Below are 19,817 nucleotides of genomic sequence, written 5' to 3'. Positions count from 1 at the left end.
ACATTCTTTTCTGTAATTAATCTTCTTTGATCACTGGATCAATTATTTTTCCCTCAATAACTGTCATGGTGTACTCATCAATGACCTTCCCGCTTTTTATATGAGATTCTACCATTGCTTTTGCCTTTTGGGGATCCATCTTTATATAAGTTACTTTTTCTCCCTCTGGAGAATATACTTCTACTATAGGTTCTAACCTACATGCTCCTATACATCCTGTTTGTGCTACAGTCACATTTGTCAATTCAAGATTTTTTATTTCATCCATAATAGCCATGAGAACTAGTCTAGCTCCGGCTGCTATACCACAGGTAGCCATCCCCACAACTACACGATAACCTTCTCTACCCTTACGTAAATTAATATTTTCCAAGGTTTTTTTTCTAATTTCTTCTAACTCTTTTAAAGATTTCATGATTTTACACCTCCATATAGACTCTGTAACCCCTCTTTGATATAATCCTTTATCCAACTGATTACTTCATTTTCCCGAATGCTTACTTCACTACCTAGAGCCGATTTTACTTCTCTTGTATCAAAATAAAAAAAACTATGGTCTAGACTATGTTCATATATCAACTCAGAATTTTCCATACTTAGTACAATACTAGCTATTGTCTCAGGCATGTTCCCCAAAGGCGCTCGATCAATATGGTCATATTGAAAGCATGCCTCTACCTTTGTGCCAACACCCTTTTTGGAAGTAATATGTAAAGCTCCATTGCATCTCTCCGCTGCAGATTTTAAAAGAGAGATGCCTAAACCCACCTTCCTAGTGGTTCTAGTGGTTGTAAAGGGATTTTCCACCCTACACAATAATTCCTTATCCATGCCTACACCATCATCTTCAACGGATATTGTCAATTGATTTTCTTTAAGACTTTCCTTTATTTTTAGGCTAATCACACAGGCCTTTGCTTCAATAGAATTTTGTGCAATATCTAGAATATGCAAGGATAGTTCTTTCATGACTTAGTACTTTTCCAAAATCTTAGGGATATCATCCTCTACTAATCTACCATAGACATCTTCATTTACCATGAGTACTGGTGCTAACCCGCAAGCCCCTACACATCTTGTAGCCTCTACAGTAAATTTTCCATCTTCAGTTGTTTCTCCTATTGCTATCCCTAATTCCTCACAAAGTCGATCAACAATTTGTTGGGATCCTCTAACATAACAAGCGGTTCCCAAACAAACACCAATTTTATATTTTCCCTTGGGTTTCAAAGTAAATTGGGAGTAAAAGGTAGCTACCCCGTACACTTCTGTTAATGGAATATCCAATTCTTCAGCGATGGTTTCTTGCACTTCTATAGGAAGATAGCCATACAATTGCTGAGCCTCGTGTAGGACAGGAATTAAAGCTCCTTTTTCCCCTTTGTGTTTTTTAACGAGATCTAAAAGTTTTTGCTTCATTTCTTCTTGCTCTGTTTTTACAACTTGAGACATATGATTTGCAACCCCCTTAATAATAAAATGATTATGCCTTTTAAAACTATGTTAGTTTTTTATCAACATTATACCATGCATATATGGCTATACAAGATATCATGATAAAAAATATACATAGAAAGAATTTTTCGTTCTCCACAGTATAAAGTATTGTTTTTTATCTCATTGTATGAAATAGTTCTCTTATATTTAAATGCTCTAATGCAATAAATGACTGTCTTTCCAAAATATCCCCTAGATAGTGAGCATCTGAAGATTGAATAAAATGATAATCTTTTAGTAATTTCCAAGACTTCTTCATTTCTTTTTGATTCATATGCACCTTTCTTGAAACTTCCAAGGTGCTAATAGGTAGATGGGGTGGAATAAAGCCCAGATTGGAGATCATGCTAAAGGATGTTTTATCTACATGGGCTGGAATAGCTATTCCCTTTTTTTCTTGTACCAATAAAAATATTTCGTCCACAGATAAATCTAGGGCACTAATCAGCAAATTCTTTATTTCCCCCACAACCTTATCTTTTTCATTTAAAATCAACTGTTCTCCAAACAATTCATTATCATTAGAGATAGAAGGCAAATATTTACTTATATCATCATCAAATTTTAAAGCATCTTCTAAAGTAAGAAAATAACACAGTATATGTACCTCTTCCTTAGTTGTCACCTCTATTCCTGGAACAATCAATAGATCCTGCTTTTCTCCAATTTTAAATAGAGCGGGTAAATTTTTAGTACTATTATGATCAGTGACAGCGATAATATCTAGGCCCTTTAATCGAGCCATATTTATGATATTATTTGGTGTCATGTCATTATCTCCACAGGGTGAAAGTGCTGAATGAATGTGAAGATCATAGGCCCATTGGACCTTTTTCATTTATTTAATTCCCCCTTCATACAATAAATTTGAAATTTCAAAGGAATTAAGGTGACTTCTCAATATGGGCATGCTTTCTTGTTGAGCCTTGATGAGGGTATCTTCATCTACTTCTATATCCTCGGGTACAATAATACAGGATAGTTCTAATAGAGTGGCAATAGCAATAATATTTACATGGGTTTGCACCGTAATCCATGCATTTCCCTTTTGAGCATGGGCCATTACCCAACTTAATAAGTCTCCGCAATATCCTCCAGTAATTACTTCCTCTGTATCTATTTCTGATGTAAGTAGTGTAAACTGGGGCATTTTGCATAAGTCCTTAACCTTCATTTTTCTCCTCCTTAACTTTTTCTTTATTTTGCATAACCGGTGGCACTTTGTCAGAAAGCGCGAACATCTCCTTTGATAGTTTTTGGATTTCCTCTCTTAATAAAAAAATACAATCCACTTCCAAAGCATTGCCCTTTACAATATCCTCGGCTAAAGCAGCACATCCTGGGGAACCACAAGCTCCACAATCTAACCCTGGTAATCTACGGGTAATTTTTTCAATTTCTTCAGCCTTTTGTATGGCTACGGCAATTTTTTCGTCCAACGGTGGCATTGGTCGAGGTAGTATGGGACCCTCATGGTGTAAAATGCCACTAAAGTATAATTTTTTTATTTCCCTAGGATCAAAGTCATTTTCATATTTACTGTTTTCTGCTCTTCTATTAATCCTTTGCTTTGCAATAAAGGTGTTTTCTATAGTGAGAGCACCTCCTACACATCCTCCTCTACAGGCCAATCCTTCAAAAAAAGCAATATCCTTTAACTTATTTCTTTCTATTTCCTCTAATACTCTCGTTACACTCTGTATCCCATCAACATTGATATAGTTGGAGTTATTGAGAAAACTACTTTCTCCCCCTGTTCTTGCCCAGCTTATTCCTATATTGGAGGCTCTCTGAAGATTTTCTACCTTTTTTAAAGATTTTATGTTGCTAAGCACTTCCATATAAATTTTATTTATGGCAAGAGCCCCATTTAGGGCTGATTTTTTTCCCTTTGGAGCAATGGGTTTTTTAATACTGGTAACCTTAGCTGGACAAGGAGTGAGAAAAAATATCCCTATTTCTTTATCCTTTAATCCCCTTTCCACTAATTGCTTTCTTACCAATCTTGCTTCCACTTCCATAGGGGATTCCAGGGTAACGAGTTGGGGAATCAGCTCTGGAAAACGTACCTGGATAAGCCTTGTAATCGCAGGACAGGCTGAAGAAATGAGAGGTCTTTTCATCCCCTTTTTATTTAGTTCTTCATTTATGACTTTGCCTAGTATCTCAGCACTATAGGCTACTTCGGATACTTGATCAAAGCCCATATTTTTTATTGCAGTTAAAATAGCATTTATACTTACTTCGTCATGAAACTGACTGAGAAAAGAAGGGGCTACCAAGGCTACTTTATATGGATATTCCATTACCTTATCCATAGAATCTGTAATAGCATTTTTGGCATGATGGGGACAGATTTTTATACACTCCCCACAATCAATACATTTTTCATTTATAATAATGGCCTTACCGTTTCTCACTCTTATAGCTTGAGTGGGACAACTTTTTATACAATTGGTACAGCCCATGCATTTTGAATCATTTAAAGTTACTGAGTGAAAATAGTTTTCCATTTGATCACCTATTTCTATTGATAATTAAAGCTCATTATCATTTTAGTACCCTCTCCTACCTTGGATTGTATAGATAAATCATCGGAACATTTTTTTATATTTGGTAGTCCCATTCCTGCGCCAAATCCCATCTCTCTTATTACTTCTGTTGCCGTTGAATACCCTTCTGTCATTGCTAATTCAATATTTTCTATTCCTGGTCCTCTATCCTCTACTTCTATAATGACCTTGCCTTCTCCTATGGAAATGGTAATTTGTCCTCCTAATGAGTGAATAACGAGATTCATTTCGGCCTCGTAGGTAGCAATGGCCACTTTGCGAACAAATGCATTATTGAGTCCTATATTTTGCAATATCTTTTTTATTCTACTAGATGCTTTCCCCGCACTAGCAAATTCTCCTCTATCTACTGGAAAATTTAGTTTCATTGTACTTTCTTCCATAGTTTATCACCTCTCAACTTTCCCCCTGCCTAATCCCTTGGTGTAAAGATATCCACACGCCTCATAAAGAGGTAGTTTGGTAGAAAATATGGATATTTCTAATTCCTCAGCAAGGTCCAGTATTTCTTTGGTTGGTTGTTTCCCTCGAACAAATACAATAGTATAGATACCTGCCATTTCAGCAGTTCGAATGACATGGGTATTGACTAATCCTGTCAGTAGTATTACATTCTCCTTGGCATAACTTAAGACGTCACTCATAAGGTCACATCCACAAGCAGAGTATACATGTTCCTTTAATTTTTCTTCTCCTAAAAATAGTTGGGCATCTAAAATGTTCATGACTTCTTTTAACTGCATTTTTTCACCCCCTTAAAATGAATTGTATACTTTGACTAGACTCTCAAAGATTTTATCATAACTTTGATAGACTTTATGAAGATCCTCTGATTGCTGCTCTATGGATTTTAAGTCCTTGTCTAAGCCTTTAGTGAATTGATCCCATTGTTTGTTGTCGCTAGCAAAGCTTATTTCTACCTGCATTTCCTTTCTGAGTTTTTCTATGGAGTTGAGGAATTCCTCCTTGTCTCCATCTTTCCTTTCATTTTTCCATATGTACTCCAAGCTTTTATCCAGCCAATCATATATTGCAGATATCTGTTTCTCTAATTTTACTTTTTCTTCATTTTGAGTAAATGTAGTATTCCATGATGCAAGCTTCATGGTCTTGCTGAAAAACTCTATACTTTGGTCATCCAACTGCTTTTTTACTCTATTGGCTGTGGAATCTTCTAAAGCTCCTCCTGTTAGTACTAAAAACTTTTTTTCTTCTCTTATAATGCAAGGTATGTCCTTTTTCTTTAAATCATTACAAAATACTTCGGCGTTTTCTCTTGTGGAAAAAGATCCCAACTGAAAGTATTGAACTTCTCTTTCAGCATGAACATATTCTACATGAGAAGTAGCGGTTTTTTCTGTCGAGGTTTTTTCTGTGGATGCTTTTTCTTTAGAGTTTATAGCATAGAAATCAGAATAATATGCAGGGATAATAATAAATCTGGATAAGCTGTAGCCAAATACAATAGCCATAACCGGTAATACTATAAAGAATAATATTTTATTATTTTTTTTTATATTTATCTGTGCTAAATTACGTCTTATTCTATTGAATCTCATGGCAAACTCCTTTTTAAAATTAGTTTTTATAAGATTGTCCCTATTCTAATAAAATTCTATTTTTTAGAAAAAAAACCTTTAATAAAAAGAGTTTTCTTTCAATTTTTTTTAAAAGTTTTCTGCAATTTTCTACAATTTTCAACAACAGCACACACACACAAAATAAAAAGCTGCAAGGTAAAATTATTGCTTTATTTACCCACAGCTTTTTATTTTTAGTTAAGTTATTTACATTTTTCTGCTTTATCTATGGTTGTTACTTCATTTGATTTTGAGCTTGTTCTATCATTTTCTTAACCATAGTTCCACCTACATAGCCGTTTTCACGAGCTGTTAGGTTTCCTTTATCTACTGAATCATAATTAGAAATTCCTAATTCATTAGCAACTTCTAATTTAAAGCTATCTAATGCTTTTTTAGCTTCTGGAACTAATACTCTATTTCTTCCTGTATTATTGTTAGCCATTTTTTCTCCCCTCCTTTTCTTTTGGATTACTCTTAGTATTACCACACTCCATGCAACTATTCTGGTAATTTATTCATTAGTAATCAATGGAAAAAAGAAAAAATATTAATAAAAAAAAATGGTGCGAGGGATGGGATTCGAAGTCGTGCCCGACAGGCTTTTTCCCTTGATCTCCTTGCACTGTAGATTTATCTGATGGTTAGTGTATGTAGTTTATCTTATCATATACCTCGGGCTATAGTGGGTTCTCACCCCATCCCTTTTAATATCCTATCTTTAGCCTTTTTTTATATTTTATAGTTTGATTTGTGCTTTAATAAAAAAATGGTGCGAGGGATGGGATTCGAAGTCGTGCCCGACAGGATTTTTCCCTTGATCTCCTTGCACTGTAAATTTATCTGATGGTTAGTGTATGTAGTTTATCTTATCATATACCTCGGGCTATAGTGGGTTCTCACCCCATCCCTTTTAATATCCTATCTTTAGCCTTTTTTTATATTTTATAGTTTGATTTGTGCTTTAATAAAAAAATGGTGCGAGGGATGGGATTCGAAGTCGTGCCCGACAGGCTTTTTCCCTTGATCTCCTTGCACTGTAAATTTATCTGATGGTTAATGTATGTAGTTTATCTAATCATATACCTCGGGCTATAGTGGGTTCTCACCCCATCCCTTTTAATATCCTATCTTTAGCCTTTTTTTATATTTTATAGTTTGATTTGTGCTTTAATAAAAAAATGGTGCGAGGGATGGGATTCGAACCCACACAGCGTTAGCGCCACAGGTCCCTCAAACCTGCGTGTCTGCCAATTCCACCACCCTCGCACTTTTTATTGCTAAATAATATTATATTGGGGTTTTTCAAAATTGTCAATGTAAGGATTTAGGCTTTTATGATTTTTTTGGAATATTCATCTGTTCATTCTCCTTATCCTATTTCCTCTTATCTTGAGATTCACCCATTGTTTATTTATATTCCACATACCATTGTTCTATATTATTAAATATATTATAGTCTGTGGGGCTAATGGGACCTTTAATTCTATTATTAGTTATTAACGCCGACTTTTCCATATATAGACTAATGTATGGAAGTTGTTGGGATAATTTTCTTTGGATATTGGAATATATCTCTTTGCTTTTTTCTTCCTCATTAGTTCTTAAAGCTTCTATGAATAGTTTGTCCATTTCAGCATTGCTGTAAGAAATAAAGTTATCTCCCTCTTCAATCTCCTTAGAGTGAAAGGCAAAGGATAGATCAGGATTGAAGGATAAGTTCCACCCAGTGAGTATGGCTTGAAATTTTTTGGATTGTATTCTCTTTATAATTTCTTCTTGGGGAAGGTATTTTATGTCTACTCCTATGTCTACCTTTTTTAAATTCTCTTTAATTATTTCAGCTTCCTGTTTTCTATTTTCGTTATCTCCATTTGTAATAAGTTCAAAAGTAAATTCATATTTTTTATTCTCTATTTCTTTATTTACCAAACCATTATTATTGGTATCTACCCAACCCATCTGCTTTAATATTTCCTTTGCCTCCTCAGGTTGGTAGGGGTGAACTTTTTGTTCTTTGTCATACAACCAAGAAGTAGGGGATAATGGAATGTCTACTACTTCCCCCTGTCTATAGTGTATTTCTTCCAACATCTTTGGACGATTTATAGCCAATTGGAGGGCCTTTCTTACCTGATGATTTTTAAACAATTCATTTTCCAAGTTTAATGCTAAGAAATTGTATTTTTGTGTATCATAAGGATATATGCTTAATTGCTCATCTTCACCATATCTATTCCAGTCTCTATTAATAGCCCTAAATAGGTCTACGTCCTTAGCCTCAAAAGATTTAATAAGATCCTGTCTTTTATTCATTATTTTTGCAGTAATATTGTCTATATAGGGTATCTTCCCCCAGTATTTTTCATTGCTCTGTAAAGAGATTACTTTATTTTGCTGTATGCTTTGCAGTTGATAGGGTCCTGTTCCTATAGGACTCCATTTATGAGCACTCATTACCTCTTCTAGCTTATTATACTTATGGGCAGGCATAATGGGGAAAATTAAGGCTTCTAAATTTCCAATATATCCATTAGCAAAACTTATTTCAATGGTGTGATTATCGATAACATGATAACCAGAAATATTTTCAATGTAGCTTTTATAAGGAGATAGGGTATTCTTATGTCTTAGAGCATCTAAAGTAAACTTTACATCCTGAGCAGTAAAGGGTTCCCCATCATGCCAGTATGCGTCTTTACGCAGATTTATGGTTACTTTTTCACCTTGGTTTTCAATATTCCATTTTTCCGCTAGCATCCCTTTTATCTTGTAAGTTTCATCAAGGGAAAATAGGGGTTCAACGATCAGTTTCATTAAATGATAAGTATCCTCAGGCAAATCTAGCAAAGGATTTAAATGATCAGGGGATAAGATGGAGAGGGATATGGCTCCCCCTTTTACAGGGGTAACTTGCTTTTCAGTTGGTTCTTGGGTTGGTTGGTCAATATCTTGACTTGTGCAGGATGTAATCATAAGGGCAAGTGCTATGATTACTAGGATTACTATCTGTTTTCTCCCTTTTTTCATTGGTATTTCCTCCTCAAAAAATTACTTTACAATATCTCCGATAAATGGTGAATTCTCTTGTATAATTTATGATAAAATAAAACTTTTTCAACATAATTTCTAGTCTCGGGAAAGGGGATATATTCTAGTTGTTCTCCATTTGTACTGTATCTTTTATCCATTAGCCATTTGGATACATTGCCGCTACCCCCATTGTAGGCAGCTAGAATCAATCTAATGTCACCATCAAATTGCTGATTGAGTTTTTGTACATACCAGCAACCCATTTGGATGTTAATGTCTGTTACAAACAATTCCTCTAGATAAAAGTTTTTACGTTTCAGTTCTTTTGCCGCCCATTTGCCGGTAATGGGACTGATTTGCATCAACCCTCTAGCTTCCTTTCTGGAGATCGCGTAGGGATCGAAGTTGCTTTCGGTCTTAATAATAGCAGCTACAAGATCAGGGTCAACCCCATATATTGTACTGTATTTTATTATTTCCTCTTTATATGGAATGGGAAATATTTTTTTTATCATCCAGGGGTGTAAAAAATATAGAATTATGATAAAAAATACCAATAAAATAAGAAATCTTCCCTTTTGCAAATAAGAACCTCCAATAGATTAATGACTTCATAGAACCCTATGTAAAAATCTTATTTTTCATGCCAGTACTTCCTTAATTTTTTCTCTAGCTCTTCTACACTTCCATTATTTTCAATAACAATATTTGCTAACTTCAATTTATCATCTAAGGGCATTTGGCTTTTTATTCTCTTGATGGCTTCTTCTCTAGTAAATCCATCTCTTTTCATTAGACGAGATAGCTGAGTAGTTTCATCTACATAGATAAGCCACACAGTATCCACCATAGAATATAAATTTTCCTCCATCAAAAGGGGACAATCATAGACAACCTTTTTTTTCCCCTTTTCTTTTTCTTGCTGAAATAATGTTTTTGCCCTTTGATTAACCGCTGGATGTATTATTTCATTTAGTTTTAATAGCTTTTCTCTATGATCAAATACGATTTTTCCCAAAGCTTTTCTATTTAATGTACCATCATCCTTGAGAATTTCTCTTCCGAAGGTTTTTATGATCTTTTCCAGGGTTGGTTGACCCTTTTCAGTTACTTCACGAGCTAATAGATCGGCATCGATAATGGTGGCACCGAATTTTCTCAGTATGGAAGAGGCAGTGCTCTTTCCACTAGCAATGCCCCCCGTTAAACCTATGACTTTCATTATCACACCGTCCTTATTACTTGGTTTGATACCAGTTTTTTCCCCAATTGATATCGGCTTTTAGGATTACATCTAAGGATGCGGCATTTTCCATTTCCTCTATCATGATGGTTTTTACCTGCTCTAATTCTTCCTGAGGTGATTCTACAATCAATTCATCATGCACTTGCAAAATAAGCTGAGATTTTAGTTTTTCCTTTTTTAATCTATCATAAACTTTGACCATAGCAATCTTGATTACATCGGCTGCTGTGCCCTGAATAGGAGTATTTAGAGCAATCCTTTCACCAAAAGATCGAATGTTGAAATTCCTGGATTGGAGCTCTGGTAAATATCTTCTCCTACCAAAAAGAGTGGTGACATACCCATCTTTCTGAGCCTGTTTCACAATGTTTTCCATATAGGATTTGACTCCGGAATATTCTTCCAGATATCTATCAATATATTCCTTCGCCTCTTGACGGGGAATATTTAAGTCTTTAGCTAGACCAAAGTCACTAATCCCATAGACAATCCCAAAATTTACTGCTTTGGCCCTGCTGCGCATTAAAGATGTTACTTCTTCCATCGGAACTCCAAAAACCTGGGAAGCTGTTCTAGTATGAATATCCTGGTTATGATTGAAAGCCTCAATTAGGTTTTTATCCTGGGAAATATGAGCCAAAATTCTTAATTCAATTTGAGAGTAATCTGCATCTACAAGATAATGCTCAGGTTTTCGTGGGACAAAGACCTTTCTTATTCTTCTTCCCAGTTCCAATCTTATAGGAATGTTTTGCAGATTGGGTTCTGAACTACTAATGCGTCCTGTGCTGGTGATGGTTTGATTAAAGCTAGAGTGGATATTATGAGTATCCTTATCTATAATAGTCATCAGACCGTCCACATAGGTAGATTTTAATTTTGTGAGTTGGCGAATATCCATTATTTTTTCAATAATAGGATGTTTATCCTTTAATCTTTCTAGAACCTCAACATTAGTAGAATAACCTGTTTTTGTTTTTTTGATAATTGGCAGTTCCAATTTTTCAAATAATATCTGTCCCAATTGTTTAGGGGAATTAATATTAAACTTCTCTCCCGCAAACTGATGAATTTCCATGGTTAATTGATCAATTTTTTCCCCGAATTCTTTGGAAAGATCCTCCAACTCCCGCTGGTCCACATTAAAACCTAAGTTTTCCATACTGCCCAACACGGTGATTAGGGGAAGTTCTATTTCATAATATAAATTATCCATTTTCTGTTGCTTTATTTTATCACTAAATTCTTCATGCAAGCGAATTAATGCCTGGAGATTGCTCATAAGATAATGGCTTTTTTCTTCTATAGTCAAGGCATTAAAGGATTTTTTGCTCTTTCCCTTACCTAGTAATTGTTCTTCGCTAGTTAACTGTTTACTGAGGTACTTAGAAGATAATACACTAATGTCATAGTTGTTATCAGAGGGCTCTAGTAAATAAGCCGCAATATAAGTGTCGAAATCTATTCCTTCTAACTGTATGCTCTGAGTTTGAAGGAAAACAAATAGATCCTTCATATTGTGCCCAATTTTTTTAATGGTTTTATCTTCAAATACTTCTTTCATTGTCTTTAATAGAATATCCAAGGACAACTCATCAAAGGAAATAAAGAAACATTCTTTATTTTTAAGCCCTATGGACAAATCTAAAAGTTCTCTTTTATAATGTTCTGCACCTTCTAATTGCCATTGCAAATATAAGATCTGATCCTTTTTAATGTCTTGGATTAATTTCTGTAATTGTGAAAGTTCTGTAATGGTTTTAAACTCTACCTCTTCTCTTTCTTCCACTGGTTCACTGCTTTGCCCTCCTACTTTTTCCAATAAAGAATGGAATTCTAGTTCCTGGAATAGTTGGATTAGTCTCTCATTATAGGGATTATCTAATCTAAAATCCTCTATATTTATATCTAAAGGAATATTTCTAACAATGGTGGCTAATTTTTGGCTTAATACAGCCTGCTCTCTATACATCTCTAAGTTTTCCCTTGCCTTTTTTCCCCTTATTTCTTCTATATGGTTATATACTTCCTCGAGATTTTTATACTGTTGAATTAACTTTAGAGCTGTTTTTTCGCCTATTCCTGGTACTCCTGGAATATTGTCAGATTTATCCCCCATTAAAGCTTTTACATCAATTAACTGCTGAGGAGTTACCCCATAATGGTCTAGGATTGCCTTTTCATCCATTTTGTCTAAATCTGTAATACCTCTTTTGGTATACCAAACGCAGGTTGTTGGGGAAGCTAACTGAAAAGCATCCCTATCCCCGGTAATAATATTCACTGCAATTCCCTCTTCTTCTCCGATTTTGGAGAGAGTCCCGATAAGATCATCTGCTTCATAACCCTCTAGGGATATTTTTTGAATACCAAAAGCCTCCAGCATCTCATGGAGTAAGGGCAATTGGCTTGCTAATTCCTCAGGCATTTTTAATCTACCTGCCTTGTATTCCTGGAACTTTTCATGTCGGAAGGTAGGTCTTTTGACATCAAAAGCTACACCGACATAATCTGGATGTTCTTCTTCAATAATTTTTAATAAAATAGATGCAAATCCGTAAACAGCATTAGTATGTACGCCCTTTGAATTGGTCAAAGGAGGTAGTGCATAAAAAGTTCTATTAATTAAGCTATTCCCATCAATAATCATCCACTTTTTTCTTGGCATTATATTCACCTCTATATTATTGGTTATTGTTTAGATTGTCATTATATCATCTATAATATTATACCAAAAATAAAGACATAACAAATGCCTTCATCTGCTATGTCTTTATTTTTATTAAATTTATTTATTTTTATTGATCAATCTATCTTTTAACCATTTTCTGTAAACAATATATCCTATGACAATAATCGCAATAAAAGGCAGTGCTTTGAAAATAAATATAACAATATTAGCTACGCCTATTACAATATAATTAATAGATTGTGTGAATCCTCTTTGAATTTTCTGTCCTAAGTCTTTAAAGGGATTGCCCTCTATACTTGTGCTAGGAACTTTCTCCTGTATAATATTTACTTCTATAGAAGAATAGTCTACCATCTGATCCCAATTTTTTAACATAGTTTTTCGTTGATTGATTTCTGTCCGCACACGATTGATTTCCTTTTCAATTTCCACGATATCCTGTACCTTATCGGCTTTTTTTAAGATATCTAAAAGTCTTGCTTCTTGTATTTCTAGACTTTTTACTTCTATCTCCATGTCTCTATATTGGGCCGTGATATTTTCACCTGACCTTTGCTTTTCCTGCACATTGCCCATTTTCCCTATTTCCTCCATGGCTATATCAAATTTATCTGCAGGTACTCGCAAATAGATGTACCCTCCCCCTGCTGTAGAACGATTGCTACTAGAGCTATTAGCTTCTGGATGATTCATGGAAGAATGTTGTATGAATCCACCGATATCCTGTGTATATTGAGTAATCTCATCCAGAACTTTATTGGTATCCTTTACCTGCAAGGTTATGCCGCCGGAGTATATAATTTTCTCTTGCATATCTTTCTGAAAGGAAAAATTCTCTTTGCTTTCTTTTACATTTTGTTGATCTTCTACCGCGCTTTCTTCTATATTTTGCTGATCTTCTGCTGCTATAGAATCTGAAGCCATTTCTAAGTATTCCTTGGGACTCTCTTCTTTTCCTACCGATAGTCCTGCATCCTTACTGCCTAATTTATTTAGTGGAGAATTGAAGTTTAAAATTGGGCTTACTATAAACATTCCTAAGATAAATATCGCCGCTATAGATGCCCATTTTATAAAAATTTTTTTAGTCGGTCTATTCCTGTTATTTTCCTTATGAACTTTCTCCAATTTATTTCGCAATTCTTCTTTAAATCCAGAAGGTAAGGGTTTTTCTACCAAGCTATTTATGCTATTGACCATTTCTAGAAGGGACAAATATTCATCATAACATTTTTTGCACTCCTTAATATGCTTTTCAAATTCCATTTTTTCCTCAGGGGTTAGTTGGTTATCTATATAAAGGGAAATCATTTCTTCTACACGCTCACATTGCATATTTTTTCCTCCTTTCAATATTTATATTTTATACTTTCCGCTTATCAATAGGGCTTTAAGCTGACCTCTTCCCCTACTAATTCTTGACTTTACTGTCCCTAGATTTATGTCAAGAATTTTTGCAATTTCTTCATAGGAAAATCCTTGAATGTCTCTGAGTACAATGACATTTCTATAATCCTCTTTTAAATTTTCCAATAATTCTCGGATCTGCTGTCCTTCTTCAAAGCGTTCATATTGTTCTTGAGGGTTATCAATGGCCCTACTCCCAATCTCATTTTCCAATTCATGTATGGACAGGGTGTCTTTATCTTTTTTCAGAAAGTCTTTACTGGTGTTTACAGTTATTCTATATATCCAGGTAGAAAATGAACTTTCCTCTTTAAAGGATTTTATTTTTCTATAAGCCTTAATAAAAGTTTCTTGAGCAATATCTTTAGCATCCTCTTCATTGCCTATTAGGCCATAGACGATATTGAAAACTTTTTTCTCATAGTTGGAAATAAGAATCTCGTAGGCAGTAAGATCCCCTTTTTTACAACGATGGATAAGCATCTTTTCCATGTCATTCATTAATTTCCCTCCTTTAATCTTTTGACGATAAAATCTCCTAAAAAGTTCCCACTTATTGTATAAATGTATTTCTTATCTCATTTCTTCATTACTGGGATTTTCCCTCTTTTTCATAAAAAAAATAGCCCATATTCAATGGACTACTAAACTAAAGGAATAATTTGAAATTTTACTTTTCAGTATCCCAAACAAATACATAGGGAACGTTTCGATAATAATCGCCATAGTTAAGGCCATATCCAACAATGAATTTATCAGGAATGGTGAAACCAATATAATCAGGTTGTAAGTCTACCTTTCGACGTTCGGGCTTGTCAATAAGAGTGCAGCATTTCAAGCTAGATGGTTCTCTCTTTCTCAAAAGATTTAATATAAAATCCATGGTAAGACCTGAGTCTGCAATATCATCTACAACTAATACATCATAACCTGATATATCAGTCTCTATATCTACTTTTAATTGTACTTGTCCACTACTTTTTGTGTCATGTCCATAACTAGAAGTGGAAATGAATTCTAGTTTAAGGGGTAGATTGATATTTCTTACGAGGTCTGCTGCAAAGATAAATCCTCCCTTAAGTATTGAAATGACCAGTAGGTTTTTTTCTTTATAATCCTTAGTAATTTTTTCCCCTAATTCTTTCACTGTATTGGCAATTTCCTCTGGTGAAAATAATATTTCTTTTACCTTCATCTCCATGGTTATCTCTTCACCTCTTATATATTTTTTCGTATTAAATTCTCTAAATCGTGCTTTAATATAGAAAGAAACAGTGACTCTAGTCACTGTTTCTTTCTATATTACCTTAAATTCTTGGCTTGTTCAATTAATTTTTCTTGTAAGTATAAAATCTAAAATTTTTTACTTGCTCATCTAGAGAAAATTTATACAAAAAGCAGGGATTTCTCCCTGCCTAATCTATCTATCTTGAATTAAGTCTATACTTCCTAATACCACATGAGCCAGACCAAATCCTAATAGCCCTGTTGCAACCATAGAACTCATATCTTCATTTTTAAAACCCTTTTTCTTCATATCTGACATTCTAGATGCCAAAGCTGCTCCAGTAACTACTGTCCCTAAGGCGGTTGGTATTAAGCCTTCTCGCATGATATAAACCCTCCTCCTATAGATAGATTCTATATTATTGTCTTCATTGTAAAATAATATATTCTCTCTTCGAACAAAAAATAAAAATGGTGCCGAAGGTGGGACTCGAAGTCGTGCCCGACGGGCTTTTTCCCATTCTTCTTGCACAGTAGATTTTTTTGCTGGCTAGTTATTTTATTTAATTTTTCTATATACCTCGGGCTTTAGTGGGTTCTCCTCCCACCCTATATATATTTATATTAATTTTTAATATTATCTCTATTTTTTATTTCTTCAAAAAATAAAAATGGTGCCGAAGGTGGGACTCGAAGTCGTGCCCGACGGGCTTTTTCCCATTCTTCTTGCACAGTAGATTTTTTTGCTGGCTAGTTATTTTATTTAATTTTTCTATATACCTCGGGCTTTAGTGGGTTCTCCTCCCACCCTATATATATTTATATTAATTTTTAATATTATCTCTATTTTTTATTTCTTCAAAAAATAAAAATGGTGCCGAAGGTGGGACTCGAACCCACACGGTATTGCTACCACTGGATTTTGAGTCCAGCGCGTCTGCCAATTCCACCACTTCGGCACTTCATAATTAGTACTTTACTATATTAGCACAATTATTTGTGTAATGCAATAGGGAATTTTTTTATCTCTTTCAAGGGCAAATGTATTTTTGTCTAATCTTGGGAAATTGGTTTACATAAAATTACTACTTTATTATGGGGCATTATATGTTATAATGGAGAGTAGTTGTTGACGAAAGGAGGACTCCTATGGATCCTATAACACATGGAATGGTTGGTCTTGCTATTGCTACTATTAGTGGTGAACCTATATTGGGTGCAGTAAGTTTAGGGACTACTTTAGGGGCCATGGCACCAGACTTGGATATCGTAATGCAATCTAAGGGACACTATGCATATTTGAAAAATCATAGGGGAATGTCACATTCACTTCCCTTTTTAGCTGGTATTGCTGGGATTATTTCAACCGTTATACATTTTATATTTCCTGCAACTGCCTTTGGACAGATATTGTTATGGACTTTTATGGGAACATTGTCCCATACCCTATTGGATATTTTAAACTCCTATGGGGCCCAGATATTTTGGCCTCTTAGCAAAAAAAGATTTTCAGGAAGTTTGCTCCTGGTGTACGATCCCATGGTCATTATATTGTCTCTATATCTGATATTTTCAAAGGAACCCAAGACCCTGCTTTCTATGAAGGTAGGTTTAATCTTTGTGATTTATCTTTTCATTAGAATAATTATGAAAAATAGAATATATGATAAAATTATTGATAAGTTTGGAAAGGACATTCACATTATGAGGGTGAATTTACTTCCTTCTATGATCGGCATGCATAAATGGCATTTCATTATTGATAGTCAGGAAAAATCTATTGTTGGAGAAATAAATATATTTAACAATAAGTTGAAAATCCTAAAAGAATTAGAAAAAAAAGAAATTCCTTTTATGGATGAAATCACCAATAGTGCCATAGGAAAGTTTTTCCAAAGCTTTACTCCTATTTACCATATTGATATACAGAAAAAAAATGGATATTATTATGTGACCTTTACTGATTTAAGATACTTTATAAAGGATGATTTTCTTCACCACGCTACAGCAATCCTTTCGGGGGAACTGGAGCTTTTAGAAGGACTATTTCATCCTTATAGTTTAAATCAAAGTGTTAGTGTCATATAAGAAAAAGTAGTCCTTATTCTAGGACTACTTTTTCTCATTTCCTATATTCATAATTGTTGAATCTTTTCATCATCAGAAAGATTTTTACCAAGAAGTTCAGAATAATCTTTTTCAGATTTTAGCAGTTTTTTTAATTTTCCTGCCATAGTTACATCGTTAATTAAGATGGCCCCGACCACCTTGTTATCTTTAAAGAAAATTTTCTTATAAACATCCTTTTTAGAATCTTTATATTTTAATGTAGAATACTCTCCCTCTCCTTCTCCGATATCCCCTATGGAAAAAATGCTATTTCCCATAATATTTAGCATATTGGAAGGGGTTATTGCTTGATAAGTTTCTTTATTTTTCAACATGTTTTTTCCGGCTATTTTCCCCTGCTCTATAGCAATAGGCCAAATGGAAAAGTTCATTTTATTAAATTCACAGACATCACCGGCTGCATAGATATCTCTTTCACTGGTCTGCATGTACTGATCTACTATTATCGCTCTGTCCACCTCTAACTGTAGCTCCTGAGCCAATTGTATATTAGAGCGTACTCCAGCAGAAAACAAGACAAAGGAAGTCTCCTCTATCTCGCCATCCTTAATTTTAAAACCCTCAACCCTTTTCTCACCCAATAGCTTTTCCACTTGAACACCTAACATTAAATCTATACCTTGATCCTGCACAATTTTTTTAATAATTTCTGATCCCTCTTCATCTAATTGGCGGGGTAATAGCCTAGGGAAAAATTCAATAACAGTAATCTTTAAGCCTAGTCTTTGTAATGAACTGGCAGCTTCTAAACCTAATAAACCTCCACCAACCACAATACCTTCTTTAAGATTTTTTACATATTGTTGGATAGCTTGTACATCATCTAGATCTCTTAAAACAAATACCCCCTCTTTATCACTGCCCTCTACCGAAGGCATAAAGCTGTGGGCACCATTGGCTAATAACAATTTGGTATACTTCAAGCTTTTTCCGCTATTTAAATAAACTTCTTTCTCTACCTTATCAATCCTTTTTACCTTCTCCTTTAAGTGAACCTGAATATTTTTATCCTCATACCATTTTTCTGGATGTACATAAACATCCTCCCTTTTAAAATCCTTTCCCAAATAGTGGGATAATTGTGTTCTATAGTATGTATGATATTTTTCATCGGTAATAATATCTATAGATATCTCACTATTCCCCTTGCGAATCTCTTCGGCAGCAGATAATCCTGCAATGCCATTTCCTATAATGACTATACCCATTTCTTTCTTCCCCTCTTTCCTGTGTACTATTTATATTTTTTTAGTATTTTTCTCATTTTTATCCTACTTTTCTTTTATTAAACATCCTTTTTTTTTATGATATCTATGATATAATGCAAATTAATGATAAATATTATACAAGCAAAGCTTCAATACGTTTATTAACTATATTTTTATGAGGTGATACCATGGATTTTCGACAACTTAAAACCTTTGTATATGTTGTCCAACTAAAAAGTTTTTCTAAGGTTGCCGATAAGCTTTTTCTCACTCAACCTACTATTACTAGTCATATACAGTCTCTTGAAAAAGAGTTAGGCATGATCTTATTAAATCGTTCTAGCAAAGAGATTACCCTCACCCCTGGTGGGAAAATTTTATATCAATATGCATTAAATATTTTAGACCTGAAGGACAAGGCTCTTTTTTCTCTAGATGCCTATCAAGGAAAAATCAAAGGAACTCTCACCCTTGCAGCGAGTAGTATTCCTGAACAATATTTACTTCCTGAATTAATCTTTGCCTTTCAGAAAAAATATCCTGATGTTGTTTTTGATATTAAACATTTTAGCTCCACCGAAGCTATTGAAAAAATATGTAATTATGAATTAGAATTTGGGATGGTGGGAACAAAACTAGATCATTCAAGATTAGCTTATAAAAATCTAATGGAAGATCAATTGGTTATTATTGCCCCCAGTCATTGGAAAGATATGCCCGACGTTCTTACTTTGGATCAATTGGTCAAAACCCCTCTTATTCTCAGAGAAAAAGGGTCTGGTACGCGCATACTATTGGAAAAAGTTCTATTAGAATCTGGCTACTCCATTGATGATTTACCTGTGAGATGCTATCTTCAAAGTACTGAAGCCATAAAGGAAGCGGTAAAAAAAGGTTTGGGAATTTCCATAGTATCGGAAAAGGCTGTTAAGGTGGAAAAGCACTTTGGATTACTAAGGGTTTTTCCCATAGAAGAGCTTAATTTTAAAAGGGATTTTTATTTCGTATACAATAAAAACAGAGAGCTATCCCCTTTAAGTGATGCCTTTAAAAAATTTGTATTGGATTATCTGAATAAATAAAAAAACACTTCACACTGTACCGACCCCCAAAAGTTAGACCAAAAATCTAACGATTGGAGGTCGGTATTTTTATGGCTGTATACAGTTATGAGTTTAAAAAGAAAGTTGTAGATGCATATTTACGTGGCGAAGGAGGTTATAC

General features: G+C 34.3%; 21 protein-coding genes and 2 tRNA genes. 2 read left to right on the top strand and 21 right to left on the bottom strand.

What is annotated here, in order from left to right; genetic code table 11:
* Positions 1-16 precede the first annotated feature (16 nt).
* The 20 genes from NSA47_RS12995 to NSA47_RS12900 all read right to left on the bottom strand — a co-directional run bounded on the left by NSA47_RS12995 (position 17) and on the right by NSA47_RS12900 (position 16,214).
* Positions 17-415, bottom strand: a complete 399-nt coding sequence (locus tag NSA47_RS12995) for a (2Fe-2S) ferredoxin domain-containing protein (protein WP_257532662.1) — start codon at positions 413-415, stop codon at positions 17-19.
* Positions 412-969, bottom strand: a complete 558-nt coding sequence (locus tag NSA47_RS12990; protein WP_257532660.1) for an ATP-binding protein — start codon at positions 967-969, stop codon at positions 412-414. The genes NSA47_RS12995 and NSA47_RS12990 overlap by 4 nt, the downstream gene beginning before the upstream one ends.
* Before the next feature lie 3 nt (positions 970-972).
* Positions 973-1,452 carry an NADH-quinone oxidoreductase subunit NuoE gene (gene nuoE, locus NSA47_RS12985; RefSeq protein ID WP_257532658.1) on the bottom strand — a complete coding sequence of 160 codons (480 nt, stop codon included), beginning with the start codon at positions 1,450-1,452 and terminating at the stop codon, positions 973-975.
* A 160-nt stretch (positions 1,453-1,612) separates the two neighbouring features.
* Entirely contained in the window at positions 1,613-2,335 is a 723-nt protein-coding gene (locus tag NSA47_RS12980; RefSeq protein ID WP_257532656.1) for a PHP domain-containing protein, read from the bottom strand.
* Positions 2,336-2,671 (bottom strand): AraC family transcriptional regulator, encoded by a 336-nt coding sequence (locus tag NSA47_RS12975; protein WP_257532654.1) that lies wholly within the window; start codon positions 2,669-2,671, stop codon positions 2,336-2,338. It lies immediately after the preceding gene.
* The gene (locus tag NSA47_RS12970) at positions 2,661-4,010 is read right to left on the bottom strand and encodes a [Fe-Fe] hydrogenase large subunit C-terminal domain-containing protein (RefSeq protein ID WP_257532652.1); all 1,350 of its coding nucleotides are present in this window, start codon (positions 4,008-4,010) and stop codon (positions 2,661-2,663) included. Before NSA47_RS12970 ends, NSA47_RS12975 begins: the two co-directional genes overlap by 11 nt.
* A 14-nt stretch (positions 4,011-4,024) precedes the next feature.
* Positions 4,025-4,438, bottom strand: coding sequence for an ATP-binding protein (locus NSA47_RS12965; RefSeq protein ID WP_257532649.1), 414 nt, complete (start codon positions 4,436-4,438; stop codon positions 4,025-4,027).
* A gap of 21 nt (positions 4,439-4,459) precedes the next feature.
* A complete protein-coding gene (locus tag NSA47_RS12960; RefSeq protein WP_257532646.1) occupies positions 4,460-4,813 on the bottom strand; it encodes a DRTGG domain-containing protein in 354 nt (117 codons plus the stop codon).
* Between the two features lie 12 nt (positions 4,814-4,825).
* A complete protein-coding gene (locus NSA47_RS12955; protein ID WP_257532644.1) occupies positions 4,826-5,629 on the bottom strand; it encodes an SPOR domain-containing protein in 804 nt (267 codons plus the stop codon).
* Positions 5,630-5,885: 256 nt separating this feature from the next.
* Positions 5,886-6,095, bottom strand: a complete 210-nt coding sequence (locus tag NSA47_RS12950) for an alpha/beta-type small acid-soluble spore protein (protein WP_257532642.1) — start codon at positions 6,093-6,095, stop codon at positions 5,886-5,888.
* Positions 6,096-6,832: 737 nt separating this feature from the next.
* A tRNA-Leu gene (locus tag NSA47_RS12945) sits at positions 6,833-6,919 on the bottom strand.
* 141 nt (positions 6,920-7,060) lie between these two features.
* Positions 7,061-8,680 (bottom strand): ABC transporter substrate-binding protein, encoded by a 1,620-nt coding sequence (locus NSA47_RS12940; RefSeq protein ID WP_257532641.1) that lies wholly within the window; start codon positions 8,678-8,680, stop codon positions 7,061-7,063.
* A gap of 26 nt (positions 8,681-8,706) precedes the next feature.
* Positions 8,707-9,267: a lytic transglycosylase domain-containing protein gene (locus NSA47_RS12935; RefSeq protein ID WP_257532637.1), complete on the bottom strand. Its 561-nt coding sequence runs from the start codon at positions 9,265-9,267 to the stop codon at positions 8,707-8,709.
* A 50-nt stretch (positions 9,268-9,317) separates the two neighbouring features.
* Entirely contained in the window at positions 9,318-9,905 is a 588-nt protein-coding gene (gene coaE, locus NSA47_RS12930) for a dephospho-CoA kinase (protein WP_257532636.1), read from the bottom strand.
* Between the two features lie 16 nt (positions 9,906-9,921).
* Positions 9,922-12,597: a DNA polymerase I gene (gene polA, locus NSA47_RS12925; RefSeq protein ID WP_257532634.1), complete on the bottom strand. Its 2,676-nt coding sequence runs from the start codon at positions 12,595-12,597 to the stop codon at positions 9,922-9,924.
* 120 nt (positions 12,598-12,717) lie between these two features.
* A complete protein-coding gene (locus NSA47_RS12920) occupies positions 12,718-13,956 on the bottom strand; it encodes a DUF4349 domain-containing protein (RefSeq protein WP_257532632.1) in 1,239 nt (412 codons plus the stop codon).
* A gap of 21 nt (positions 13,957-13,977) precedes the next feature.
* The gene (locus tag NSA47_RS12915; RefSeq protein ID WP_257532630.1) at positions 13,978-14,529 is read right to left on the bottom strand and encodes a sigma-70 family RNA polymerase sigma factor; all 552 of its coding nucleotides are present in this window, start codon (positions 14,527-14,529) and stop codon (positions 13,978-13,980) included.
* 169 nt (positions 14,530-14,698) lie between these two features.
* Positions 14,699-15,229, bottom strand: coding sequence for a hypoxanthine phosphoribosyltransferase (hpt, locus tag NSA47_RS12910; protein WP_257532627.1), 531 nt, complete (start codon positions 15,227-15,229; stop codon positions 14,699-14,701).
* 219 nt (positions 15,230-15,448) lie between these two features.
* Positions 15,449-15,640, bottom strand: a complete 192-nt coding sequence (locus tag NSA47_RS12905; protein WP_169838780.1) for an asparagine synthase — start codon at positions 15,638-15,640, stop codon at positions 15,449-15,451.
* Positions 15,641-16,127: 487 nt separating this feature from the next.
* A tRNA-Leu gene (locus NSA47_RS12900) sits at positions 16,128-16,214 on the bottom strand.
* A 190-nt stretch (positions 16,215-16,404) separates the two neighbouring features.
* Between NSA47_RS12900 and NSA47_RS12895 the strand changes: the two genes are divergently transcribed.
* Positions 16,405-17,343, top strand: a complete 939-nt coding sequence (locus tag NSA47_RS12895; protein WP_257532625.1) for a metal-dependent hydrolase — start codon at positions 16,405-16,407, stop codon at positions 17,341-17,343.
* Between the two features lie 47 nt (positions 17,344-17,390).
* On the opposite strand, the gene NSA47_RS12890 is transcribed toward NSA47_RS12895, so the two are convergent.
* A complete protein-coding gene (locus NSA47_RS12890) occupies positions 17,391-18,593 on the bottom strand; it encodes an NAD(P)/FAD-dependent oxidoreductase (protein ID WP_257532622.1) in 1,203 nt (400 codons plus the stop codon).
* A 188-nt stretch (positions 18,594-18,781) separates the two neighbouring features.
* On the opposite strand from NSA47_RS12890, the gene NSA47_RS12885 reads away from it, so the two are divergent.
* Positions 18,782-19,675 carry a selenium metabolism-associated LysR family transcriptional regulator gene (locus NSA47_RS12885; protein WP_257532620.1) on the top strand — a complete coding sequence of 298 codons (894 nt, stop codon included), beginning with the start codon at positions 18,782-18,784 and terminating at the stop codon, positions 19,673-19,675.
* The last annotated feature ends 142 nt before the right edge of the window (positions 19,676-19,817 follow it).

Source organism: Irregularibacter muris, assembly GCF_024622505.1.
Lineage (GTDB): Bacteria > Bacillota > Clostridia > Eubacteriales > Garciellaceae > Irregularibacter > Irregularibacter muris.
This window is presented reverse-complemented; position numbering and strand designations above follow the sequence as displayed.